The organism is Streptomyces sp. NPDC052687 (assembly GCF_040678395.1).
GTDB lineage: Bacteria > Actinomycetota > Actinomycetes > Streptomycetales > Streptomycetaceae > Streptomyces.
In genome coordinates, this window is record NZ_JBFATR010000071.1 from 1 (window position 1) to 22250 (window position 22250).

Consider the following 22250-nt stretch of genomic DNA (forward strand, 5'->3'; position numbering starts at 1 on the left):
GGCGGAGCGGGCGCGCGCGGTGGCGGGCGAACTGCACGCCCGGCTGACGGCCGCGGGCCACGAGGCGGTGCGGCCGGACGCGGCGGTGGTCTCGGTGCGCGCTCCGTCCCCGGAGAGCGCCGTGCGCTGGGCGGCCGACTGCCGGACCGCCGGACTGGCCGTGGGCTGCTTCCGGCCTCCTTCCGTGCCCGACGGCATCTCCCGGCTGCGGCTGACCGCCCGCGCGGACCTCTCCGGGGAACAGATCGAACGCGCTGTACGGGTGATCGGCGAAACGCGGCCATGAGTCGGCGTCCACGGCCGTGCGTCGCCTCTGGTGGACGGGTCGGTCAGACGGTGGCCGTGAAGTGCGCCCAGGTCTCGGGGGAGAAGACCAGCGCGGGCCCGGCCGGGTCCTTGGAGTCGCGTACGGCGAGCAGTCCGGCCCAGGCGCCCGAGCGGGGGCTGGCCGTCTCCACGCAGTTGTTCGCTCCTGTGCTGTAGCTGCTGCGCAGCCAGCGCACATCGGACAGGTGGGTGGTGGAAGGTACGTTCCGAGGCAGAACGGTCATGGTGCCTCCTTACGCGCCGTCAGCTATCCCGGCGATGTATTCCAACGTTTCCTCGGGTGACAGGGCGTTCCTCCGAAGCGCATCGAAGGCCTCGGTGTAGGCCCCAACGTCTTCTTTCCGTTCGAGGTAGAGGCTACTCGTCAAGTGGTCGAGAACAACCACATCCAGATCAGAAGTGTTCGAAAATGAAAAGATAACGAAAGGCCCGGTGAGGCCGATGTGCGCGCCCGCGGCGAAGGGCAGCACCTGGAGTCTCACCTGCGGCAACCGCGCCGCCTCCAGCAGCCGGCGCAGCTGCTCGGCCATGACGTCCGGGCCGCCGACCTCGCGCCGCAGCACCGCCTCGTCCAGTACGGCGCTGAGCGTCAGCGGCGGCTGGGAGCGCAGGACGTCCTGCCGGGCCAGCCGCACCTCCACCAGCGTGTCCAGCCGGTCCTCGTCCAGGCCCTCCACGGCCGCCCGGGTCACCGCGCGGGCGTACTCGGGCGTCTGCAGCAGCCCCGGCACCACCGAGGTCTCCAGGGTGCGCATGTCGCTCGCCTGCGACTCCAGGCTGATGAAGTCCCGGTAGGTGGGCGGCAGCACCCCCCGGTAGGCGTGCCACCAGTGGTCCCGGCCCTGTCCGCCGCCGGACCCGGCCAGCACCAGCAGCAACTCGCGCAGCTGGGGATCGCTCACCCCGTAGGCGTCCAGCAGTAACCGCACATCGGCCGGTCTCACCCCGCTCGCGCCCGTCTCGATCCGGCTCACCTTGGACTGGTGCCAGCCCACCAGCCGCGCCGCCTCACCACTCGTCAGGCCCGCACCCGTGCGCAGCGCACGCAGTTCGGCGCCCAGTTTCCGGCGGCGTACCGCGGGACCGTGCTGCATGGGCTCCTCCTTACTCCACCCGAGCCGCCCAAATACGGTCTGTCGTCGCAGAGTTCACCGCATCGAGCGACAGATATATGCAGATCCTGGTGGATCGCCACCGGGATCGCCCCGAAAGTGGCAGTCTGGCGACGAAGCACCAGTCCGGGACCGTACTCGAACCTTGGCCTTCGTGTCGGTCCGCGGTCCCGTGGGAAAGGGACGACAGCGCCATGGCAGACCACCTGGAAGCATCCGTCACTCTGCCGAGCGATCCCGCTTCGGTCTCCGCGGCTCGTGCCTACGTGGCCGGCATCCTGGCGGAGTGGGGTCTGCCGTCCGACACGGAGGTGGCCGACACGATCCGGCTCATCGTCTCGGAGCTCGCCACCAACGCCGTACAGCACACCTTCGGGCTGTCACCCACCTTCACGGTGGACCTGGCACTGGACCGGGACGAACACCTCCGCATCGGCGTGACGGACAGTCACCCCAGATTCCCCAAGCGCCTGCCGGCAGCCGTGCAGCAGGACAACGGCCGCGGCATGGTGATCATCCGCTGCCTCACCGCCGAGTGCGGCGGCCGTCTGAGAGTGCGCCCCACCCGCGAGGGCGGCAAGACGGTCGCCATCGAACTGCCCTGGACCGTCCCGGCCCACCCCGTCACGGCAGCCAAGCGCAACCCCTGACGGTCCCTCGTCCTCCCGCGGCCCCCGCCGCCCTCCCGGCCCGCTGCCGTCCGGACGCCGCCCGCGCGTCCCGCCCTCGCCCCTCCCGCCCGCGGCCCGTCCAGGCCCCTCCGGCCCTTGAGACTCGCGCCCCTCCTCCGCCGCTCGTCCCTCCCGGCCGCCGCCGCCCTGCCCGCCGCTCGCTCACAGCCTGGACCGGCCCCCGCGGCCCGCGGCCCCCCGTCCCCGCCCGCGTCGGCCTCCCGCCCCCGTTCCCCGGCATGGGGCCCATCGGACGCCGCAGCGGCCTGCGCTCCGCCCAGGCCTCTCCCTGTGCCTCTGGGCGGACCCCGAACGCCGCGCCGCAGTCCGCGCCGCAGGCTGCCCCCACAAGCAGGCCGGGCCCGTGCGCGGGTGCGCAGCGGGCCCGGCGTGGTCGCTCATGGGCATGACCGGGCGTGGCGACGGCGGGTCAGGGGTGCCGTCACCGCGCCCGCAGGGGTCACTTGACCCGGCCGTACCAGACGCTCTTCGTCCAGATCTTCTGCAGCCGCACGACGTCCCCGGTCTTGGGGGCGTGCCAGATCTTCCCCTTTCCGGCGTAAATGCCCACGTGGTACACGTTGGACCCCGAGTGGAAGAACACCAGGTCTCCGGCCTTGCGGCTCTTCGCGGAGATGTGGCGCGTCTTGTTGTACTGCTGCGCGGCCGTGCGCGGCAGGGTCTTGCCCGCCTTCTTGTACGAGTAGAGCGTGAGTCCCGAGCAGTCGAATCGCTTCGGCCCCGTGGCGCCCCACTTGTACGGGGAGCCCTTCTTCGAGGCGGCGACCTGAAGCGCCTTCGACGCCGGCGTGGCGGCCGCGGCCTCCGGGGCGAAGCCAGGGGCTATCACGGTGCCGCCCACCGCGGCCAGGGTGAGGGCCGAGGCCGTACCGGCCCGGGCCATGAGCGACGGGACACGATTGAGCGCGTTCATGCGCAACCCTTCGTCAGCCGCCTGTGAAGGATGACCTGTCGGATTCGGGCTGGCGAAGTAGCCCGGCCGCGTTGCCGCGGCTTCACCCCAAGGGCTGCTCGGTCCGGCGACTCCTCACGGAGCCGGCCGTGCCGGCGACCCGTCGTGCTTGGGTCCTCCACTCCTGCCGATCCACTCCTGTCGACCGGTCATCCAGGCGGCGGCAGGACTCGGCGTCCGCCCGGACCGCCCCGCCGCGGTGGCGGGGGCTTGTCGTCAGACAGGGATCTTGACTCACACATGTCCGAAAATCCCAACGGAACCGGGGATTTGTGGTCTTCCTCACCACTCACCCGTTCGGGTGGACACCCTGTCGAGCGGTCGGAAGTCAAGACCGCGACAGCCCCCCGGACCAGCGACGGAATCCTCAATTCCGCCCCTGGAGGCCGTCTTCGGCGCAACCGGAGCCAGCTCGAAAAAGGAGGGGTGGATACGCCGAACGTGGGTAATCCGTTCAGTCCGTTTCGCCCCGGTCGGCGCACACCGCGCCATCCGTGCGGCGAGCCTCGCTCACGCGTGCCGCACCGTCAACTGTCGGAGCGCGGCGGAAGGGTGACGCGCGCCGCGCGGCGTTCACCGTCGAGCACGCGCAGCGCCCGCGCGAGCGTCGGCGCGTGCAACTCCGTCTCGCCCCGCCGGTGCATCAGCGCCAGCGCGTCGCGCAGGGCGACGGCCTTGCTCACCAGCGCCTGCGCGGCCCGCAGTCCGCCGTACGTGTGACCGTGGCGGCCGGGGTTGATCCGGCCGAGCAGGTCCACCACCTCCAGGTAACGGTCGATCAGCTCACCCTCGGCGCGGGTCAGCGCGGGCAGCGGCGGCAGTTCGGGCGGCAGCATCGGCGGCTCACCTCCTGCCGGACACGCCGCCCGGCGCCTTGCGGCCGGTGACGACGCGGTCGATCAGGCCGTACTCCAGCGCCTCGCGGGCGGTGAGGACCGTGTCCCGCTCGAGATCGGCGCTCACCCGCTCCCGGCTGCGCCCGGTGTGCCGTACCAGCATCTCCTCCAGGCGGGACCGGACGCGGGCCAACTCCTCCGCCTGGATCGCGAGATCACCGGCCTGCCCCCGCACCGGCTCGGGCAGCGCCGGCTGACGGAGCACCATCCGGGCGCCGGGCAGGGCGTATCGCTTGCCCGGTGTCCCAGCGGCGAGCAGCACCGCGGCGCAGGCGCCGGCCTGGCCGAGGCAGACCGTCTCCACGTCGCAGCTCACGTACCGGATCGTGTCGTAGAGCGCCGACATGGCGGTGAACGAGCCGCCGGGGGAGTTGATGTACAGCGAGATGTCGCGGTCCGGCGCCTGGTACTCCAGATGCATGAACTGGGCCATCACGTCGTTCACCGACGTGTCGTCGACGGGTGTGCCCAGGAAGACGATCCGCTCCTCCAGCAGCTTCGTGTACGGATCCATGGTGCGGTGGCCGAAGCCCGTGCGTTCGGTGAACTCGGGCAGGACCTGACGGGCGGACGGCGGGACGGGCTCTCGGGTCATGGCGGACGCCTCCTCGCGGCGGAGCTGTCTCTGTAAAAAATGTACAGGACGTACATGACGTAATGTGGAGACCATGGCCTACGAGATTCCGGTGACGCAAGCCAGGGCTGAGCTCGCCGACATGATCAACCGCGTGGTCTACGGCGGTGAGCGCGTCGTCGTGACCCGTCACGGCAAGCCCCTCGTCGCCCTTGTCTCCGCCGCTGACCTGCGGCGACTCGAGGAGGCGCCGGAGGCGGGGGAGGAGCAGGTGATCAGCTCCGTCTCCCGGGTCCGCGAGGTCGCGTCCGCTCCGGGCGAACGGCAGCGGTTCGGCATCGCGGCGGAACACCGGGGGCCGAATCCCTCGTAGCGGCCGAGCGGTCGAGCGCCGGAGCTGCCGAGCGGTGGTGCGGCGGGGAAGACGCGAAGACCGTGCGCCCCCGTCCGCTACTGCGGGGACGCACGGTCGGTCGTCGCCGGCCCGGTCGGCCGGTGCGCGGTCGATGGACGGCGCCGGTGCGTGCTGTCGGCGGAGGCCCGGTGGGTCGCTGCCGGTGCTCAGCCGGTGAGGGCTCGGGAGCGCTGATCAGCCGGTGAGGGCGGGTTCCCGTTCGGGCGCCGGTGCGGCTCCCGTCGTACGGGACCTCAGCGCCGGCCCGAGCAGCACCGCCCCGAGGCCCAGCAGTGCCCACCAGGTCAGGGTGAGGGCGGGGCCGGTCGCCGCCGCGCCGTCGAAGTACGACACCGAGCGCAGCAGGGACGCCCCGGCGCCCGGCGGCAGCCACTGGCCGATCGCCCCGGCCGGCTCCGGCAGCAGCCGCGGCGCCGAGGAGGCGCCGGAGAACGGGTTGCCGAGCAGCATCATCACGGCGGCGCCCAGGGCGATCCCGGCGTTGCCCAGAAGGGCGGCGAGCCCGGCGACCGCGCCCGCGACCGCCAGCGAGGTCAGGCCGAGCGCCCCGGCCTCCGCCCACCAGTCGCCGGTGAGGACCCCCAGCCAGCTGTGCGTGATCGCGGCCGCGGTGACGCCGACGAGGGCCGAGGCGGCGACGAGTGCGGCCACCGCGCGCACCCCCCGCAGTCCGAGCAGGGTCACCGCGGAACCGGCCGCGATCCCGGCCAGGGTGAGCGGCAGCAGGCTCGCGCCGAACGCCGCGCCGCGCGGGTCGCCCTCGGGAGCGGCCACCACGTCGGTCACCGGCACCTCGCTGTCCCCGGCCACCGCCTCCCGCAGCAGCTGGGCCACCATCGGGCTCGCCGCGGAGGCGGTGAGCAGCCGGGGGCCTTGCTCGGTGACGACGAGCGCGCCGTGGACCGTGCGCTCCTCGATGGCGTCGCGGGCGGCGGCCTCGTCGGCGTAACGGTGGATCTCGAAGGCTCCCTCGTGCCGCGACAGGCGCTGTTCGGCCTGGGCGGCCGCGGCGGCCGGGCCGGCGACGCCCAGGGGCAGGTCGCGCGGCGCCGTGCGGGCGGCGGGCCAGGCGAAGGCCCACAGGGCGAGCGCGGCCAGCAGCGGCACGAGGAGGGCGACCGCGAGGGGCCTGCGGGTGGCGGACATGGGTGCTCCCCGGTCAAAGAGAAGGATCGTTCGTTTTTCTTCTCTCTCACCGTCGCGCCAGGGCGGCGCCTTGTCAAGAATGAACGTTCGTTTTAGGTTGTGGACCATGGCCCGCGTATCCCAGGAACACCTCGACGCCCGCCGCCGCCAGATCCTCGACGGCGCCGCGCTCTGCTTCGCCCGCAACGGCTTCCACGCCACCTCGATGCAGGACGTGCTGAAGGAGGCCGACCTGTCCGCGGGGGCCGTCTACCGCTACTTCAGCGGCAAGGACGAGCTGATCGGCGCGATCGTCGCCGAGGTGATGGGGGAGGTCCGTACCGCCTTCGAGGAGGCCGCCCGGCAGAGCCCGCCGCCGCCCCCGGACGAGCTGGTCGCCTCCGTCCTCGGCCGCACCCTGGAGTCCCGCGCCTACGTCACGGCCGACGGCGAGCCGGCCTTCGCGCGGCTGGTCGTGCAGGTCTGGACGGAGACCGTGCGCAACGAGCGGCTGGCGGCGGTGCTCGACGAGGGTTACGCCGCGGTGCGCGCCGCCTGGACCAAGGTCGTCGAGGCCTATCAGGAGAGCGGGATGATGCGGGCCGACGTGCCCGCGGACGACGTCGCCCGCACGATGATCTCCACCGTGCAGGGGTTCATCGTCCAGCAGTCGCTGTTCGGGCCGGTGCCCGTCGAGGTGCTCCGCAACGGGCTGCGGGCGCTGATGAGCATGGGGCGCTGATGAGCAGGGGCGCTGATGCGTATGGGGGAGACCAGCGCCGGGTCATGAGGTGACCAAGGTCCGGTTAACGTCGTTGAAACTCCGGCGAACTAGCCTGCCCCTCCACGCCACCAGGGGTTTTTCTTTCCCGATCGCGCCGATTCGCGCCTTCTGTCTGTGTGTTACATCTACCCCCCTGTCGCGGTGGCGACGGCAACCGGGCCCCGCACGGCCCGGAGCGAGGATGTGAGGTGGGACGTGCAACTGACCCCGCACGAACAGGAAAGGCTGCTGATCCATGTGGCGGCCGACGTCGCCGGGAAGCGGCGCGCCCGCGGCCTGCGGCTGAACCATCCCGAGGCGGTCGCCCTCATCACCTCGCACATCCTCGAAGGGGCGCGGGACGGCCGTACCGTCGCCGAACTCATGGCCTCCGGGCGCACGTTGCTCACCCGGGACGACGTCATGGAGGGCGTGCCCGAGATGATCCACGACGTGCAGGTCGAGGCGACCTTCCCGGACGGCACCAAGCTCGTCACCGTCCACGACCCGATCGTCTGAAGGGACCTCGATGATTCCCGGAGAGGTCCTCTTCGCCGACGGCCCGGTCGTGTACAACGAGGGCCGCGAGGTCACCCGGCTGACCGTCCTCAACGCCGCCGACCGGCCCGTCCAGGTCGGTTCCCACTACCACTTCGCCGAGGCCAACCCCGGCCTGGAGTTCGACCGTGCCGCCGCGCGCGGCAAGCGGCTCAACGTCGCTGCCGGCACCGCCGTGCGGTTCGAGCCCGGCATCCCCGTCGACGTCGAACTCGTCCCGCTCACCGGTGCCCGGATCGTGCCGGGGCTGCGCGGGGAGACCGGAGGTGCCCTCGATGCCTGAGATCTCGCGCGCCGCGTACGCCGATCTGTTCGGCCCCACCACCGGCGACCGGATCCGGCTCGCCGACACCGATCTGCTGATCGAGATCGAGGAGGACCGCTCCGGCGGTTCCGGACACTCCGGCGACGAGGCGGTGTTCGGCGGCGGCAAGGTCATCCGCGAGTCCATGGGCCAGGCCCGGGCCACCCGGGCCGAGGGAACCCCGGACACCGTCGTCACCGGTGCCGTGATCGTGGACCACTGGGGCATCGTCAAGGCCGACATCGGCATCCGCGACGGCCGGATCACCGGCATCGGCAAGGCGGGCAACCCCGACACCATGGACGGGGTCCACCCCGAGCTGGTCATCGGCCCGGAGACCGAGATCATCGCGGGCAACGGACGGATCGTCACCGCCGGTGCCGTCGACGCGCACGTCCACTTCATCTGCCCGCAGATCGCCGACGAGGCCCTGGCCTCCGGCGTGACCACCCTGGTCGGCGGCGGCACCGGGCCCGCCGAGGGCTCCAAGGCCACCACCGTCACCCCCGGCCCCTGGCACCTCGCCCGGATGTTCGAGGCGATGGAGCAGTACCCGCTCAACATCGGCTTCCTCGGCAAGGGCAACACCGTCTCCCACGAGGCCATGCTCTCCCAGATCCGCGGCGGCGCCCTCGGACTGAAGCTGCACGAGGACTGGGGCTCCACCCCGGCCGTCATCGACGCCGCGCTGACCGTCGCCGACCGGACCGGCATCCAGGTCGCCATCCACACGGACACCCTCAACGAGGCCGGATTCGTGGGCGACACCCTCGCGGCGATCGCCGGACGCGGCATCCACTCGTACCACACCGAGGGCGCGGGCGGCGGCCACGCCCCGGACATCATGACCGTCGTCTCCCAGCCGCACGTGCTGCCCAGTTCCACCAATCCGACGCGGCCCTTCACCGTCAACACCACCGAGGAACACCTCGACATGCTGATGGTGTGCCACCACCTCAACCCGGCGGTCCCGGAGGACCTGGCGTTCGCCGAGTCCCGGATCCGGCCGTCCACCATCGGGGCGGAGGACATCCTGCACGACCTCGGCGCCATCTCGATCATCTCCTCCGACTCCCAGGCCATGGGCCGGATCGGGGAGGTGATCCTGCGCACCTGGCAGACCGCGCACGTGATGAAGCGGCGGCGCGGCGCCCTGCCCGGCGACGGGCGCGCGGACAACCGCCGGGTGCGCCGCTATGTCGCCAAGTACACGATCAACCCGGCACTCGCCCAGGGACTCGCCCGCGAGATCGGGTCCGTGGAGAGCGGCAAGCTCGCCGACCTGGTGCTGTGGGAACCGGCGTTCTTCGGTGTGAAGCCGCTCCTCGTCCTCAAGGGCGGGCAGATCGCGTACGCGCAGATGGGCGACGCCAACGCCTCCATCCCCACCCCGCAGCCCATCCTGCCGCGTCCGATGTACGGCGCGATGGGGCGGGCGCCCGCCGCCAACTCGTTCAACTTCGTGGCCCCGCTCGCCGTCGAGGACGGGCTGCCGGAGCGGCTGGGGCTCGGCAAGCGGTTCGTCGCCATCGAGTCGACGCGCGCGGTGACCAAGGCCGACCTGCGCGAGAACGACGCGCTGCCCGACGTACGGATCGACCCCGACAGCTTCGCCGTGTACATCGACGGGGAGCTGGTCGAGGCCACACCGGCCGCCGAACTGCCCATGGCCCAGCGTTACTTCCTCTTCTGATGGGGTGCTGATGGGACGCGCGGCACTGCTCGTCCTGGCCGACGGCCGCTTTCCCGCCGGAGGGCACGCCCACTCCGGCGGGGCGGAGGCCGCGGTCAAGGCCGGGCGGATCACGGGAGCGGAGAGCCTGGAGGAGTTCTGCCGGGGGCGGCTGCACACGGCGGGGCTGGTGGCGGCGGGACTGGCGGCCGCCGCGGCGCTGGGGCACGACCCGCTGGAACTGGACGGCGCCGCCGACGCGCGGACCCCCTCGCCGGCGTTGCGGGCGGTCGCGCGCCGACTGGGGCGGCAGTTGACGCGGGCGGCGCGGGCGACGTGGCCGTCGGACGAACTCGACGCCCTGGCACGGGCCTTCCCGAAGGGCGCGCACCAGCCCGTCGTGCTCGGGGTGACGGCGCGGGCGGCGGGGCTGTCGGCGGCCGACGCGGCGTACTGCGCGGCGTACGAGAGTGTCGGTGGGCCGGTGAGTGCGGCGGTGCGGCTGCTGAGTCTCGATCCGTTCGACGGGACGGGGGTGCTGGCGCGGCTGGCGCCGGAGCTGGATCTCGTCGTGGAGCGGGCGGTCGCGGCGGCGCGGGCGGTGGGCGTGGAGGGAGTCGACGCGTTGCCCGCGGCGTCCGGGGTGTTGCTGGAGGTGGGGGCCGAGGCGCATGCGGGGTGGGCCGTGCGGTTGTTCGCCTCCTAGGGGTTTCGCCCCCGCCGCCCCTTCCCGTCCCGACCCTGGGGTGACCCTGGGGGGCTCTGCCCCCAGACCCCCCTGTCGGCCTGAACGGCCTCGTCCTCCAACGCCGGACGGGCTGGTTGTCGAACCCGAGGACCCTCAACCACAGAAGGAATCGCTCTCATGCATCTCGATCACTCCCACCCCCACGGCCCCGCCGCCGTCAGTGCCGACGCGCGGCGGCCCGACGGGCGTCGACGGGCCCTTCGGGTCGGGCTCGGCGGGCCCGTCGGGTCCGGGAAGACCGCGACCGTGGCCGCGCTGTGCCGGGCGCTGCGCGAGGAGATGTCGCTCGCCGTCGTGACGAACGACATCTACACCCGCGAGGACGCCGAGTTCCTGCTGCGGGAGGCCGTGCTGCCGCCGGAGCGGATCACCGCAGTGGAGACCGGCGCCTGCCCGCACACCGCGATCCGGGACGACATCTCGGCGAACCTGGAGGCGGTGGAGGACCTGGAGGACGAGGTCGGGCCGCTGGATCTGATCCTCGTGGAGTCGGGCGGGGACAACCTCACGGCGACCTTCTCCAGGGGGCTCGTGGACGCGCAGATCTTCGTGATCGACGTGGCGGGCGGCGACGACATCCCGCGCAAGGGCGGACCCGGCGTCAGCACCGCGGACCTGCTGGTGGTCAACAAGACCGACCTCGCGCCGTACGTCGGCTCCGACCTCGCCCGGATGGCGGCGGACGCCGAGGCGCAGCGCGGTGACCTGCCGGTCGTCTTCCAGTCGCTGCGCGGCGAGCGCGGTGTCGCGGACGTCGCCCGCTGGGTGCGGGAGCGGCTCGCCGCGTGGGCCGCGTGAGGACGGCCACGGCCGGCGTGCGGGCCACCGCGCGGATCCACGCCACCGGCGACGGCCGGGGCGGTACGGCGCTGCCGGTGCTCGCGGGGGAGGGGCCGCTGGCGCCGCGGCGGACCCGGGCGGGGGCCGGCGAGGCGCGGGTCGTGCTCGTGGGCGCGATGAGCGGACCGCTGGGCGGCGACCACCTCACGGTGGAGGCGCAGGTGGCGGAGGGCGCCCGGCTGCGGGTGGGTTCCGCCGCCGCCACCCTCGCGCTGCCGGGTCAGACCGGGGGCGGGGCCCGCTACGACGTACGGCTCACCGTGGCCGACGGCGGGGAACTGCACTGGCTGCCGGAGCAGTTGATCAGCGCCGCCGGCAGCGACCTGACCGTGCGGACCCGCGCCGAGCTGGGGGCGGCGGGGCGGCTGGTGCTGCGCGAGGAGCAGGTGCTCGGGCGGGTGGGGGAGACGCCGGGGCGGCTGACCAGCCGTCTGACCCTGCGGGTGGCCGGGCGTACCGTGCTCGACCAGGAGCTGGCCTGCGGCCCCGGCGCGCCCGGCGGCTGGGACGGCCCGGCCGGGCTCGGCGGGCACCGCGCGGTGGGGCAACTGGTGGTCGTGCGGCCCGAGTTCGCGGCGCGGCCGGTGCCGGCCCGACTGCTCGGCGAGGGTGCCGCCCTGATGCCGCTCGCCGGTCCCGCCGCCCTGGTCACCGCGGTCGCCCCGGACGCGCTGCGGCTGCGCCGGCTGCTGGAGGCGGCACGCGCGGACCTCGGGTGACGACGGCCTCACGGCCGCTCAGCGGGATCCGCTTATCCGGTTATCGGATTGGCAAAGAAGCCCGGCCACCCCTGTTCCCCGTGGCCCGGCAGAGGCCAGGATCTCCCCTTGTCCAGCGAACCACGCAGGGGGAGGCCCCACTTGAGGGACAACAGACCGAAGAGGCGGACGGCGACGCTCGGTTCGGCCGGGGTGCTCGTCGCGGCGACCCTGATAGCCGGGGCGGTCGCGGCACCGACGGCGAACGCGGACGCGGGCGCCACGACCGCCACCGAGTCCCGCCACGGTGGGGACCGGGAGGCCCGGGGCGTCGCGATCGCCGCGGCCCGCGCCGCGCACCGGGGGATCGACTGGCAGGACTGCCCGGCTGACTGGGGGCTGGAGAAGCCCATCCAGTGCGGCTGGGTCACCGTGCCCCTCGACTACGCCAAGCCGTACGGCAAGCAGATCAAGCTCGCCGTCGACCGCGTCGGCAACACCGGCACCCAGGCCGAGCGGCAGGGCGCCCTCGTCTACAACCCGGGCGGCCCCGGCGGCTCCGGTCTGCGCTTCCCGCGCCGGGTCACCACCAAGGCCCCGGTGTGGCAGAACGTGGCCAAGGCCTACGACTTCGTCGGCTTCGACCCGCGCGGCGTCGGCAAGTCCACGCCCATCTCCTGCGTCGACCCGCAGGAGTTCGTCGCGGCGCCCAAGCTGGACCCGGTGCCCGACTCGGAGGCCGACAAGCTGGCCCAGCGCAAGCTGGCCCGCGAGTACGCCGAGGGCTGCCAGGAGCGCAGCGGCGAGATGCTGCCGCACATGACGACCCCGAACACCGCGCGCGACCTCGACGTCATCCGCGCCGCGCTCGGCGAGAAGAAGCTCAACTTCCTCGGCGTCTCCTACGGCACCTACCTCGGCGCCGTCTACGGCACCCTCTTCCCCGGCCACGTCCGCCGCATGATCACCGACAGCGTGGTCAACCCCTCCCGCGAGAAGATCTGGTACCAGGCCAACCTGGACCAGGACGTCGCGTTCGAGACGCGCTGGCGGGACTGGCAGGACTGGGTCGCGAAGAACGACGCCGCCTTCCACCTCGGCACCACCCGCGCCGAGGTCCAGGCCAAGTGGTCCCAGCTGCGCGCCGACGCCAAGAAGGCGCCCATCGGCGGAGTCGTCGGCCCGGCCGAGCTGATGGGCTTCTTCCAGAGCGCCCCGTACTACGACTCCGCGTGGGTCTCGGTGGCGACCGTGTTCAGCGAGTACGTCGCCGGTGACCACCAAGCCCTCGTCGACGCCGCCGCCCCGGACCTGTCCGACACCGCGGGCAACGCCGCCGCCGAGAACGGCAACGCCGTGTACAGCGCCGTCGAGTGCGCCGACGCCAAGTGGCCCACCAGCTGGGAGCGCTGGGACCGGGACAACACCCGGCTGCACCGCGATCACCCCTTCCTCACCTGGTCCAACGCCTGGATGAACCTGCCCTGCGCCACCTGGCCGGCCAAGCAGCACACCCCGGTGGACGTGAAGACCCGCAAGGGCCTGCCGCCGGTGCTCATCGTCCAGGCAGAGCGCGACGCGGCCACCCCGTACGGCGGTGCCCTCGAACTGCACCAGCGCTTCAAGGGCTCCCGCCTGATCACCGAGAAGGACGCCGGCTCCCACGGCGTGACCGGACTGGTCAACCCCTGCGTCAACCAGCGGGTGGACGCCTACCTGCTCACCGGCGAGCTGGACGCCGAGGACGTGACCTGCGAGCCGCACGCCACGCCGAAGCCGTAAGCGGCGAACGTCGATACGACGTGAAGGGGCGGCCGGTGGTGACACCGGCCGCCCCTCCCGTGTGCGCGCTCAGCTCAGCGGCATCCGCCGTGACCTGCGCTCCTTCGCCTCGGCGGCCTCCTGCGCCTTCACGTCGGCCGCGTACCGGTCGACGTACTCCTGCCCGGACAGCGCCAGGATCGCGTACATGATCTCGTCGGTGACGGCGCGCAGGATCGCCTTCTCGTTCTCCATCCCGGCGTACCGCGAGAAGTCCAGCGGCTCGCCGAAGCGGATCGTCACCGGACGGACGCGGGGCAGCTTACGGCCGGGCGGCTGCGCCTCGAAGGTGCCGATCATCGCGCACGGCACGACCGGCACGCCGGCCTTCAGCGCCATCACCGCGACCCCGACCTTCCCCTTGTACAGCCGCCCGTCGTGCGACCGCGTGCCCTCCGGGTAGATGCCGAGCAGTTCGTCCCGGCTCAGCACCCCGAGCCCTTCCCGGATCGCCGCCTGCCCCGCGTCCTTCCCGGAGCGGTCCACCGGGATCTGTCCCGCGCTGCGGAAGAACGCGGCGGTCAGCCGTCCCTTCAGGCCGGGGCCCGTGAAGTACTCGGCCTTCGCCAGGAACGTGATCCGCCGCTTGAGCACCGCCGGCATCAGGAAGTGGTCCGAGAACGACAGATGGTTCCCGGCGACGATGGCCGCACCCGACGCCGGGACATGCTCCAGGCCTTCGATCCGGGGCCGGAACACCGCTCTCAGCAGCGGTCCCAGCAGTACGTGCTTGAGCAGCTGGTAGAACAAGGGGAACGCACCTCCTGTCAGGGGTTCCCCATCATCGTTGAAGACTCGGCGATCCAGGGGAAGGCCCCGGGCTCAGCCCTGTGCCAGCACCTTCTCCAACGCCCCGAGCGCCGAGCGCAGTTCCTCGCCCGTGACGGTCAGCGGCGGGGCCAGGCGGATCGTGGAGCCGTGGGTGTCCTTGACGAGGACGCCCTCGCGCATCAGCCGTTCGCTGATCTCCCGTCCGGTGCCGATGGCCGGGTCGATGTCGACGCCCGCCCACAGGCCGCGCGCGCGGAAGCCGATCACGCCCTTGCCGGCCAGGTCGGTCAGACCGCCCCGCAGCACGACGCCCAGCTCGGCGGCGTGGCGCTGGAACTCGCCGGTCTCCAGCAGCCCGACGACGGCCGTGCCGACGGCGGCGGCGAGCGGGTTGCCGCCGAAGGTCGAGCCGTGCTCGCCCGGATGCAGCACCTGCAGGACCTCGCGGCGGGCGACCACTGCGGACACCGGCACGATCCCGCCGCCCAGCGCCTTGCCGAGCAGCACCATGTCCGGGACGACGTCCTCGTGCTCGACGGCGAGGGTGCGGCCGGTGCGGCCCAGACCGGACTGGATCTCGTCCGCGATGAACAGACAGCCCGCGCGGCGCGTCAGCTCACGGACCCCGGCCAGATAGCCGTCGTCGGGGACGACCACGCCCGCCTCGCCCTGCACCGGCTCGATCAGCACCGCCGCCGTGGTCTCGTCGACCGCCGCCTCGAGCGCCGCCAGGTCGTTGTACGGCACGACCCGGAAGCCGGGCGTGAACGGGCCGAAGCCGCTGCGCGCCACCTCGTCCGTGGAGAAGCTGACGATCGTCGTGGTGCGGCCGTGGAAGTTCTCCGCCGCCACCACGATCGTCGCCCGGTCGGCGGGCACGCCCTTGACGTCGTACGCCCACTTGCGGGCCACCTTGATCCCGCTCTCCACCGCCTCCGCGCCGGTGTTCATCGGCAGCACCATGTCCAGCCCGGTGAGCGCGGTCAGCCGTTCGGCGAACTCGGCGAGCCGGTCGTTGTGGAAGGCCCGGGAGGTGAGGGTCAGCCGGTCCAGCTGGCGGTGCGCGGCCTCGATCAGCACCGGGTGGCGGTGGCCGAAGTTGAGCGCCGAGTAACCGGCCAGCATGTCCAGATAGCGGCGGCCCTCGACGTCCTCCACCCAGGTGCCCTCGGCACGGGCCACCACCACGGGCAGCGGGTGGTAGTTGTGCGCGAGGACGGGCCGCTCGGCGGCGATCAGCTCGGCGGAGTCACGGGCGGTGCGGGCGGGTGCGGTCATGAACGGATCTCCTGAGTGCAGCACTTGATGCCGCCGCCGGCCTTGTGGAACTCCGACAGGTCGACGGGGACGGGGACATAGCCGTGGTCCTCGAGGCGGGCGGCCAGCGCCTCGGCTCGGGGCGCGATGAACACATGGTGGCCGTCGGACACCGAGTTCAGGCCGAACGCCATCGCGTCGTCGCGGCCGGCGAGCACCGCGTCCGGATACAGCCGCCTCAGGACCTCACGGCTGCCCGGCGAGAACGCCTCCGGGTAGTACGCGATGTTGTCGCCGCCGGCGGAGTCGTCGAGGACGAACAGCGCCGTGTCCAGGTGGTAGAAGTACGGGTCCACCAGCGTCAGGCTGATCACCGGGTGCCCGAAGAACTCCTGCGCCTCGTGGTGCGCCTGCCGCGTGGTGCGGAACCCGGTGCCGGCCAGCACGTACCGGCCCGTCCACACCAGGTCGCCCTCGCCCTCGCACACCGACTCCGGCCGGTACACGTCGTAGCCCGCCGCCTTGAACCAGGTCTCGTAGTGCGCGGACTCCGGACGGCGCTCCGGGGCGTGGAAGAGGGAGCCGAGGACCCGGCCGCCGACGACGAACGCCGAGTTCGCCGCGAACACCATGTCGGGCAGGCCCGGCACCGGCTCCACGGCCTCGACCGTATGCCCGTGGGCGCGGTAGGCGGCGATCAGCTTCTGCCACTGCTCCCGCGCGAGGTCGACATCGACCCGGACGTCGGGATGCATCCAGGGGTTGATCGCGTACTGCACGGCGAAGTGTCTGGGTTCGCAGACGAGAAAGCGCCGCCGGCGCGGCACACGGCTGTGGGACACAGAGGGGTTCCTCCGCTTCCTGCGGTGTCTACTGGGGGTTGACACAACGGTAGGAAGGGAGCGGACGCCCGACAAGAAACGAAAGCTGCGCGTTGACGCAGCATCGCTGCGTTGTGATCAGCGCAGACGCACGCCTCCTGCGACCTCTCCCATCATTTTGCGCCGCCCCGCGCCGCCCTGCGTCGTCCGGCGCCGCCCGCGTCACCCTCCGTCATCCGGAGCGGGCTGGTTCGCTCCCGCCTCCGGACTGTCCGGGATCAGATGGGACAGCACCATCACACTGATCGTCTTCCGGATGAACGGCTCCGCACGGATCCGCTCCAGCACCTCCTCGAAGTGCTCCACGTCCCGCGCCCGCACATGCAGCAGCGCGTCCGCGCCGCCCGTCACCGTCATCGCCGCGGTGATCTCCGGATGGTTGCGCACCACCTCGGCCAGCCGCCGCGGCGGAGCCGCGCCCTCGCAGTACACCTCGACGTACGCCTCCGTACGCCAGCCCAGCGCCGACGGCTTCACCGTCGCCGTGAACCCGGTGATCACCCCCGTCTCCCGCAGCCGGTCCACCCGGCGCTTCACCGCCGTCGCGGACAGCCCGATCGCCGCCCCGATCTCGGCGAAACTGGTCCGCGCGTTCGCCATGAGCGCGGTGACGATCTTCCGGTCGAGGTCGTCGAACGGTGCCGGCCTGCTGTTCATGGCCGCACTGTATCCAGCCGTATCCAGCGGGAACGCCGTGAGGACGTCGTGAGGACGGTCGGCGACAGCCCGTGTGCAGGCGTACGGATTGCTCCTACACTCCGGGTTCATGCTGCGCGCCCTGGCTGTCGACGACGAACGCCCCTCGCTGGAGGAGCTGCTCTACCTCCTGCGTGCCGACCCCCGCATCGGCAGCGCCGAGGGCGCCGGAGACGCCACCGAGGCGCTGCGCCGGATCAACCGCGCCCTGGAGTCCGGCCCCGACGGCCCCGAGGCCATCGACGTCGTCTTCCTCGACATCCAGATGCCCGGCCTCGACGGGCTCGACCTCGCCCGGCTGCTCACCGGCTTCGCCCGTCCGCCGCTGGTCGTCTTCGTCACGGCCCACGAGGACTTCGCCGTCCAGGCCTTCGACCTCAAGGCCGTCGACTACGTCCTCAAACCCGTCCGCAAGGAACGCCTCGCCGAAGCCGTGCGCCGCGCCGCCGAACTGCGCGGCACCGCCACCCCCCGCATCCCCGTCCACGAACCCGACCCCGACCAGATCCCCGTGGAGCTGGGCGGAGTGACCCGGTTCGTCGCCGTCGACGACATCACCCACGTCGAGGCCCAGGGCGACTACGCCCGCCTCCACACCGGCCAGGGCGGCAGCCACCTGGTCCGCATCCCGCTGTCCACCCTGGAGGAACGCTGGCGCTCCCGCGGCTTCGTCCGCATCCACCGCCGCCACCTCGTCGCCCTCCGCCACATCGGCGAGCTGCGCCTGGACGCGGGCACGGTCAGCGTCCTGGTCGGCTCCGAGGAACTCCAGGTCAGCCGCCGCCACGCCCGGGAACTGCGGGACCTGCTCATGAGGAGGCCCTGACCGTGCCGAACAGCCCCGCCGACCGCCGCGTCACCGTCACCGGCCCGCCCCGCCGCGCCCACCGCACCCCCGGCCCCTACCGCCCGCGCACCGAGATCGACGAGCAGACCACCCTCGGCCACACCTACGTCCGCTCCCTCATGCGCACCCAGCTGCGCGCCGCCCTCACCGTCTGCGCCGTCCTCCTCCTGCTGATCGGCCCGCTCCCGCTCGTCTTCGCGACCGCCCCCGACGCCGGCCGCCTGCAGTGGCTGGTCCTCGGCTTCTGCCTCTACGTCCCGCTCGTCCTGCTCGCCCACTGGTACGTCCGCCGCGCCGAACGCAACGAACGCGACTTCGTCCGCCTGGTCGAGGACCGCTGAACCCGTCCGCGATGAACTCGAACTACGCCGTCCCCGCCGTCGCCCTCGTCGTCCTCGCCACCGTCCTCGTCGGCGCCTTCGGCCTGCGCATCTCCCGCACCACCTCCGACTTCTACGTCGCCTCCCGCACCGTCGGCCCCCGCCTGAACGCCGCCGCCATCAGCGGCGAGTACCTCTCCGCCGCCTCCTTCCTCGGCATCGCCGGCCTGGTCCTCGTCCAGGGCCCGGACATGCTCTGGTACCCGGTCGGCTACGCCGCCGGCTACCTCGTCCTGCTGCTGTTCGTCGCCGCCCCGCTGCGCCGCTCCGGCGCCTACACCCTGCCCGACTTCGCCGAGGCCCGGCTCGCCTCCCAGGCGGTACGGCGCCTCGCGAGCGCCTTCGTCGTCGGCGTCGGCTGGCTCTACCTGCTGCCGCAGCTCCAGGGCGCCGGACTCACCCTGACCGTGCTGACCGGGGCACCCGACTGGCTCGGCGGGATCATCGTCGCGGTCGTCGTCGTGGCCATCGTCGCCGCCGGCGGCATGCGCAGCATCACCTTCGTCCAGGCCTTCCAGTACTGGCTGAAGCTGACCGCCCTGCTCGTCCCCGCCTTCTTCCTCGTCCTCGCCTGGCAGTCCGACGGCGCCCCCCGCCGCGCCTTCGACGAGCCGCCCGCCTTCCGCGAACAGCGCTCCGTCCGCGTCGACTCCACCCTCGACCTGCGCCTGGAACGCCCCCTGACGGTCACCGTCGACGGCACCGTCGACGGCCGCGCCCACCACGGCACCGAGCTCCACCTGCCCGCCGGCACCCACCGCGTCGACCAGGGCACCCACCTCACCTTCGCCCCCGGCACCCCCGTCCCCGCCGCCGACCGCGACGGCGACACCACCATGTCCACCTCCCTCGCGGCGGGCCGCGAGGAACGCCCCCTCTACGCCACGTACGGGCTGATCCTCGCCACCTTCCTCGGCACCATGGGCCTGCCGCACGTCGTCGTCCGCTTCTACACCAGCCCGCACGGCGTCGCCGCCCGCCGCACCACGGTCGCCGTCCTCGCCCTGATCGGCGCCTTCTACCTGCTGCCCCCGCTCTACGGCGCCCTCGGCCGCCTCTACGCCCCCGAACTCACCCTCACCGGCGACGCCGACGCCGCCGTCCTCCTGCTGCCCGGCCGGATGATCGGCGGAGTCGGCGGCGACCTCCTCGGCGCGCTGCTCGCCGGCGGCGCCTTCGCCGCGTTCCTGTCCACCGCCTCCGGCCTCGCCATGGCCGTCGCCGGGGTGCTCACCCAGGACGTGCTGCCCTCCCGCGGCGTACGCCACTTCCGGCTGGGCACCCTGCTCGCCATGGCCGCCCCGCTCGCCGCCAGCGTGCTGGTCGGCGGGCTGCCCGTCGCCGACGCGGTCGGGCTCGCCTTCGCCGTGTCCGCGTCCTCGTTCTGCCCGCTGCTCGTCCTCGGCATCTGGTGGCGGCGGCTCACCCCGCCCGGCGCCGCCGCCGGGATGCTCGTCGGCGGCGGCTCCGCGTTCGCCGCCGTCGCCGCCACCATGACCGGCTTCGCCGACGGCCCGCTGCACGCCCTGCTCGCCTGGCCCGCGCTGTGGTCGGTGCCGCTCGGCTTCCTCACCATGATCCTGGTGTCGCTCGCCACCCCCGCCCGCGTCCCCGCCGGGACCGCGGCCGTCCTGGCCCGCTTCCACCTGCCCGAACAGCTGCGCACGGAGGTCAAGACATGACCGGCTTCCTGGCCGGGCTGTGCGTGGCCGTCCTGCCCCTGCTGGCCGCCGGTTTCTGGCTGGGCCGGCGCACCGCCCGCACCCAGCACCTCGGCGGCCTCGGCAGCCCCGTCGAACACGCCACCTTCCAGACCCTGCACACCGCCTCGCTCGCCGCGCCCCCGCTGCGCGCCGGACTCACCGAGGAGACCGCCCGCAAGTCGGCCCGCCGGCTGCGCACCCTGCTCGGCACGGACGCCCTCTGCCTCACCGACGACAGCCGCGTCCTCGCCTGGGACGGCGTCGGCGCCCACCACCGCGCCGAGGTCATGGCACGGCTCGCCGGGCCGCTGGAGACCGGCCGCGGCGAGGCCTTCCCGCTCACCTGCGACGCGCCCGACTGCCCCCTGCGCTGGGCCGTCGTCGCCCCCCTCACCGTCGACGACCGCGTCCACGGCGCCCTCGTCGCCTGCGCGCCCCGCGAGTCCGCCGTCCTCGTCCGCGCCGCCGCCGAGGTCGCCCGCTGGGTCTCCGTGCAGCTCGAACTCGCCGACCTCGACCGCTCCCGCACCCGCCTCATCGAGGCCGAGATCAAGGCCCTGCGCGCCCAGATCTCCCCGCACTTCATCTTCAACTCGCTCGCCGTGATCGCCTCGTTCGTGCGCACCGACCCCGAGCGCGCCCGCGAACTGCTCCTGGAGTTCGCCGACTTCACCCGCTACTCGTTCCGCCGGCACGGCGACTTCACCACCCTCGCCGACGAACTCCACGCCATCGACCACTACCTGGCGCTCGTGCGGGCCCGGTTCGGCGACCGGCTCTCGGTCACCCTCCAGATCGCCCCCGAGGTGCTGCCGGTCACCCTGCCCTACCTGTGCCTGCAGCCCCTGGTGGAGAACGCGGTCAAACACGGCCTGGAGGGCAAGGCCGGCACCTGCCGCATCAGCATCACCGCGCAGGACGCCGGCGCCGAGGCCGTGGTGGTCATCGAGGACGACGGCGCCGGAATGGACCCCGCGCTGCTGCGCCGCATCCTCGCGGGCGAGGTCAGCCCGTCCGGCGGGATCGGCCTGTCCAACGTCGACGACCGGCTCCGCCAGGTCTACGGCGACGACCACGGCCTCGTCATCGAGACCGCCGTCGGCGCGGGCATGAAGGTCACCGCCCGGCTGCCCAAGTACCAGCCGGGCGTGCACTCGGCGGGCCGTCTCGCCGAGGAGTGAGTGCCGGGGCGTACGGGTGTCAGGTGCTGCGGGTGGCCACCATGCCGAGGGTGATCAGACCCAGCACGACCCAGCCGAACCACAGCCAGCCGTTGCTGCCGAGCGCCACCGTGTAGGCCGTCACCACGACGAGCCCACCGAGGGTGAGCACCCCCATGGTCTTCGTCGAGCCGTCCGTAGAACCGGGCATCGCAACACCCTCCTCATGGTTCGTCCCCCTCCATGGTGCCCCCGTTTCGCTTCCGTACGGTGCAGACGACCAAATGTGTGCCCGATTTCCAGGCCCCTTGGCCGGTCCAGGACCCCGACTCGTACACGGAGGGGTCGAATCCGTAGTCACGCGGCGGCACGTCCCGCGCGCACGCCGCGTTCGAGCGGGCCCGTGCCTGGGCCGGCGTGACCCCCTCCGCCAGCCGGGCGAACCCCAGCACCTGCTCGTCGTACCGCCCCCCGCACGGCACCAGCCGCACCTCACGGGGCGAGCGGACGTCCAGACAGTCCCGCTTCTGCATGGCCGCCGTGTGGGTGAACACCATCCCCGGCTCGCGGTGCCCGCCGAGCGGCCCGTACACCGGCCCGTGCGCCCCCAGCACCAGACACGCCGCCCGCCGCCCGGCCGCCTCGAACCCGGCGTCGGTCGGTACGACGGCGACGCTGCGCACATCCGCCAGCCGCTCCCGCAGCCCCCGGGTCAGCTCCTCGCAGCGCCCCGGCCCCTTCTCCCGCGCCTCGGCGGCGGACCCGGCCGGCACGAACCCCATCACCTGCCCGTCCGGCGCCGCGTCCCGGCAGCTCGGATCGAGCGCCAGCCGGGGCGTCCCGGCGAACCGCCCGGCCGGCCAGTCGGCGAGCACACAGTCCCCGTCGCGCAGCGGCCGGGCGAGCCCCACACCCCGCCCGTACGGCGACGCGTCCGCCGCCCCGCCGGCCGAGGACGGGCCGACCGTCGCGTACCAGACCCCGCCCAGCGCCAGCACCAGACCGAGCCCGCCCGCGAGCGCCGCCCGCGCCGCCCGGGGAAGCGGCCGGCGCCGCCC

Annotated in this window: 27 protein-coding genes and 1 riboswitch; of the genes, 15 read left to right on the forward strand and 12 right to left on the reverse strand. The window is 73.0% G+C overall.

The features are described from left to right. A partial coding sequence (locus AB0K92_RS31695) for an aminotransferase class I/II-fold pyridoxal phosphate-dependent enzyme (RefSeq protein ID WP_365928644.1) occupies positions 1-286 on the forward strand: 286 nt, incomplete at its 5' end. A 43-nt stretch (positions 287-329) separates the two neighbouring features. On the opposite strand, the gene AB0K92_RS31700 is transcribed toward AB0K92_RS31695, so the two are convergent. Together AB0K92_RS31700 and AB0K92_RS31705 are read right to left on the reverse strand one after the other, a co-directional pair. Further along, positions 330-551: a DUF397 domain-containing protein gene (locus AB0K92_RS31700; protein ID WP_365928646.1), complete on the reverse strand. Its 222-nt coding sequence runs from the start codon at positions 549-551 to the stop codon at positions 330-332. 9 nt (positions 552-560) lie between these two features. After that, on the reverse strand, positions 561-1421 hold the full coding sequence (locus AB0K92_RS31705) for a helix-turn-helix transcriptional regulator (RefSeq protein ID WP_365928648.1): 861 nt from the start codon (positions 1419-1421) through the stop codon (positions 561-563). 212 nt (positions 1422-1633) lie between these two features. On the opposite strand from AB0K92_RS31705, the gene AB0K92_RS31710 reads away from it, so the two are divergent. Further along, positions 1634-2089 carry an ATP-binding protein gene (locus AB0K92_RS31710; protein ID WP_365928650.1) on the forward strand — a complete coding sequence of 152 codons (456 nt, stop codon included), beginning with the start codon at positions 1634-1636 and terminating at the stop codon, positions 2087-2089. Positions 2090-2570: 481 nt separating this feature from the next. On the opposite strand, the gene AB0K92_RS31715 is transcribed toward AB0K92_RS31710, so the two are convergent. From AB0K92_RS31715 to AB0K92_RS31725, 3 genes are all read right to left on the reverse strand, one after another. Further along, the gene (locus AB0K92_RS31715; RefSeq protein ID WP_165996168.1) at positions 2571-3044 is read right to left on the reverse strand and encodes a C40 family peptidase; all 474 of its coding nucleotides are present in this window, start codon (positions 3042-3044) and stop codon (positions 2571-2573) included. A gap of 3 nt (positions 3045-3047) precedes the next feature. Next, positions 3048-3191, reverse strand: a riboswitch (cyclic di-AMP (ydaO/yuaA leader). A gap of 419 nt (positions 3192-3610) precedes the next feature. After that, entirely contained in the window at positions 3611-3919 is a 309-nt protein-coding gene (locus AB0K92_RS31720; protein ID WP_365928652.1) for a hypothetical protein, read from the reverse strand. A 7-nt stretch (positions 3920-3926) separates the two neighbouring features. Then, positions 3927-4574 carry an ATP-dependent Clp protease proteolytic subunit gene (locus tag AB0K92_RS31725; protein ID WP_365928654.1) on the reverse strand — a complete coding sequence of 216 codons (648 nt, stop codon included), beginning with the start codon at positions 4572-4574 and terminating at the stop codon, positions 3927-3929. 73 nt (positions 4575-4647) lie between these two features. Between AB0K92_RS31725 and AB0K92_RS31730 the strand changes: the two genes are divergently transcribed. Further along, complete coding sequence (locus tag AB0K92_RS31730) at positions 4648-4926, forward strand: type II toxin-antitoxin system Phd/YefM family antitoxin (protein WP_365928656.1); 279 nt, start codon at positions 4648-4650, stop codon at positions 4924-4926. Positions 4927-5142: 216 nt separating this feature from the next. Here the strand turns inward: AB0K92_RS31730 and AB0K92_RS31735 are convergent, their stop codons facing one another. Next, a complete protein-coding gene (locus tag AB0K92_RS31735; protein WP_365928658.1) occupies positions 5143-6114 on the reverse strand; it encodes an ABC transporter permease in 972 nt (323 codons plus the stop codon). A 106-nt stretch (positions 6115-6220) separates the two neighbouring features. Between AB0K92_RS31735 and AB0K92_RS31740 the strand changes: the two genes are divergently transcribed. From AB0K92_RS31740 to AB0K92_RS31775, 8 genes are all read left to right on the forward strand, one after another. Next, on the forward strand, positions 6221-6835 hold the full coding sequence (locus AB0K92_RS31740) for a TetR/AcrR family transcriptional regulator (protein WP_365928660.1): 615 nt from the start codon (positions 6221-6223) through the stop codon (positions 6833-6835). A 237-nt stretch (positions 6836-7072) separates the two neighbouring features. Next, positions 7073-7375 (forward strand): urease subunit gamma, encoded by a 303-nt coding sequence (locus tag AB0K92_RS31745; protein ID WP_365928662.1) that lies wholly within the window; start codon positions 7073-7075, stop codon positions 7373-7375. Positions 7376-7385: 10 nt separating this feature from the next. Next, positions 7386-7697, forward strand: coding sequence for an urease subunit beta (locus AB0K92_RS31750; RefSeq protein WP_365928664.1), 312 nt, complete (start codon positions 7386-7388; stop codon positions 7695-7697). Next, entirely contained in the window at positions 7690-9411 is a 1722-nt protein-coding gene (locus tag AB0K92_RS31755) for an urease subunit alpha (RefSeq protein WP_365928666.1), read from the forward strand. The genes AB0K92_RS31750 and AB0K92_RS31755 overlap by 8 nt, the downstream gene beginning before the upstream one ends. Positions 9412-9421: 10 nt before the next feature. Then, positions 9422-10096 (forward strand): urease accessory UreF family protein, encoded by a 675-nt coding sequence (locus tag AB0K92_RS31760; protein ID WP_365928668.1) that lies wholly within the window; start codon positions 9422-9424, stop codon positions 10094-10096. 159 nt (positions 10097-10255) lie between these two features. Continuing rightward, positions 10256-10936: an urease accessory protein UreG gene (ureG, locus tag AB0K92_RS31765; RefSeq protein ID WP_365928670.1), complete on the forward strand. Its 681-nt coding sequence runs from the start codon at positions 10256-10258 to the stop codon at positions 10934-10936. Next, positions 10933-11697 carry an urease accessory protein UreD gene (locus tag AB0K92_RS31770; RefSeq protein WP_365928672.1) on the forward strand — a complete coding sequence of 255 codons (765 nt, stop codon included), beginning with the start codon at positions 10933-10935 and terminating at the stop codon, positions 11695-11697. The genes ureG and AB0K92_RS31770 overlap by 4 nt, the downstream gene beginning before the upstream one ends. Positions 11698-11838: 141 nt before the next feature. Beyond that, positions 11839-13458, forward strand: a complete 1620-nt coding sequence (locus AB0K92_RS31775; protein ID WP_365928674.1) for an alpha/beta hydrolase — start codon at positions 11839-11841, stop codon at positions 13456-13458. Positions 13459-13527: 69 nt separating this feature from the next. Here AB0K92_RS31775 and AB0K92_RS31780 read toward each other — a convergent pair whose 3' ends face one another. From AB0K92_RS31780 to AB0K92_RS31795, 4 genes are all read right to left on the reverse strand, one after another. After that, a complete protein-coding gene (locus AB0K92_RS31780) occupies positions 13528-14247 on the reverse strand; it encodes a lysophospholipid acyltransferase family protein (RefSeq protein ID WP_365928676.1) in 720 nt (239 codons plus the stop codon). A 72-nt stretch (positions 14248-14319) separates the two neighbouring features. Next, positions 14320-15546, reverse strand: coding sequence for an ornithine--oxo-acid transaminase (rocD, locus tag AB0K92_RS31785; protein ID WP_365928678.1), 1227 nt, complete (start codon positions 15544-15546; stop codon positions 14320-14322). Next, complete coding sequence (gene ddaH, locus AB0K92_RS31790) at positions 15543-16367, reverse strand: dimethylargininase (RefSeq protein WP_365928680.1); 825 nt, start codon at positions 16365-16367, stop codon at positions 15543-15545. Before ddaH ends, rocD begins: the two co-directional genes overlap by 4 nt. A 201-nt stretch (positions 16368-16568) precedes the next feature. Continuing rightward, a complete protein-coding gene (locus AB0K92_RS31795) occupies positions 16569-17063 on the reverse strand; it encodes an Lrp/AsnC family transcriptional regulator (RefSeq protein WP_165996133.1) in 495 nt (164 codons plus the stop codon). A 109-nt stretch (positions 17064-17172) separates the two neighbouring features. Here AB0K92_RS31795 and AB0K92_RS31800 point away from each other — a divergent pair, with 109 nt between their 5' ends. Genes AB0K92_RS31800 through AB0K92_RS31815 form a run of 4 tightly spaced genes read left to right on the forward strand, consistent with a single transcriptional unit; the run spans position 17173 to position 21213 of the window. After that, positions 17173-17928, forward strand: a complete 756-nt coding sequence (locus AB0K92_RS31800) for a LytTR family DNA-binding domain-containing protein (RefSeq protein ID WP_165996132.1) — start codon at positions 17173-17175, stop codon at positions 17926-17928. A gap of 2 nt (positions 17929-17930) precedes the next feature. Next, on the forward strand, positions 17931-18290 hold the full coding sequence (locus AB0K92_RS31805; protein WP_365928683.1) for a hypothetical protein: 360 nt from the start codon (positions 17931-17933) through the stop codon (positions 18288-18290). Positions 18291-18301: 11 nt separating this feature from the next. Continuing rightward, entirely contained in the window at positions 18302-20011 is a 1710-nt protein-coding gene (locus AB0K92_RS31810) for a cation acetate symporter (protein WP_365928685.1), read from the forward strand. Further along, positions 20008-21213: a histidine kinase gene (locus AB0K92_RS31815; RefSeq protein ID WP_365928687.1), complete on the forward strand. Its 1206-nt coding sequence runs from the start codon at positions 20008-20010 to the stop codon at positions 21211-21213. The genes AB0K92_RS31810 and AB0K92_RS31815 overlap by 4 nt, the downstream gene beginning before the upstream one ends. Positions 21214-21232: 19 nt before the next feature. Here AB0K92_RS31815 and AB0K92_RS31820 read toward each other — a convergent pair whose 3' ends face one another. Beyond that, positions 21233-21403 carry a hypothetical protein gene (locus tag AB0K92_RS31820; RefSeq protein WP_165996125.1) on the reverse strand — a complete coding sequence of 57 codons (171 nt, stop codon included), beginning with the start codon at positions 21401-21403 and terminating at the stop codon, positions 21233-21235. Between the two features lie 13 nt (positions 21404-21416). Beyond that, positions 21417-22250, reverse strand: an 834-nt coding sequence (locus tag AB0K92_RS31825; protein ID WP_365928689.1) for a septum formation family protein, incomplete at its 5' end; no start/stop codon positions are given.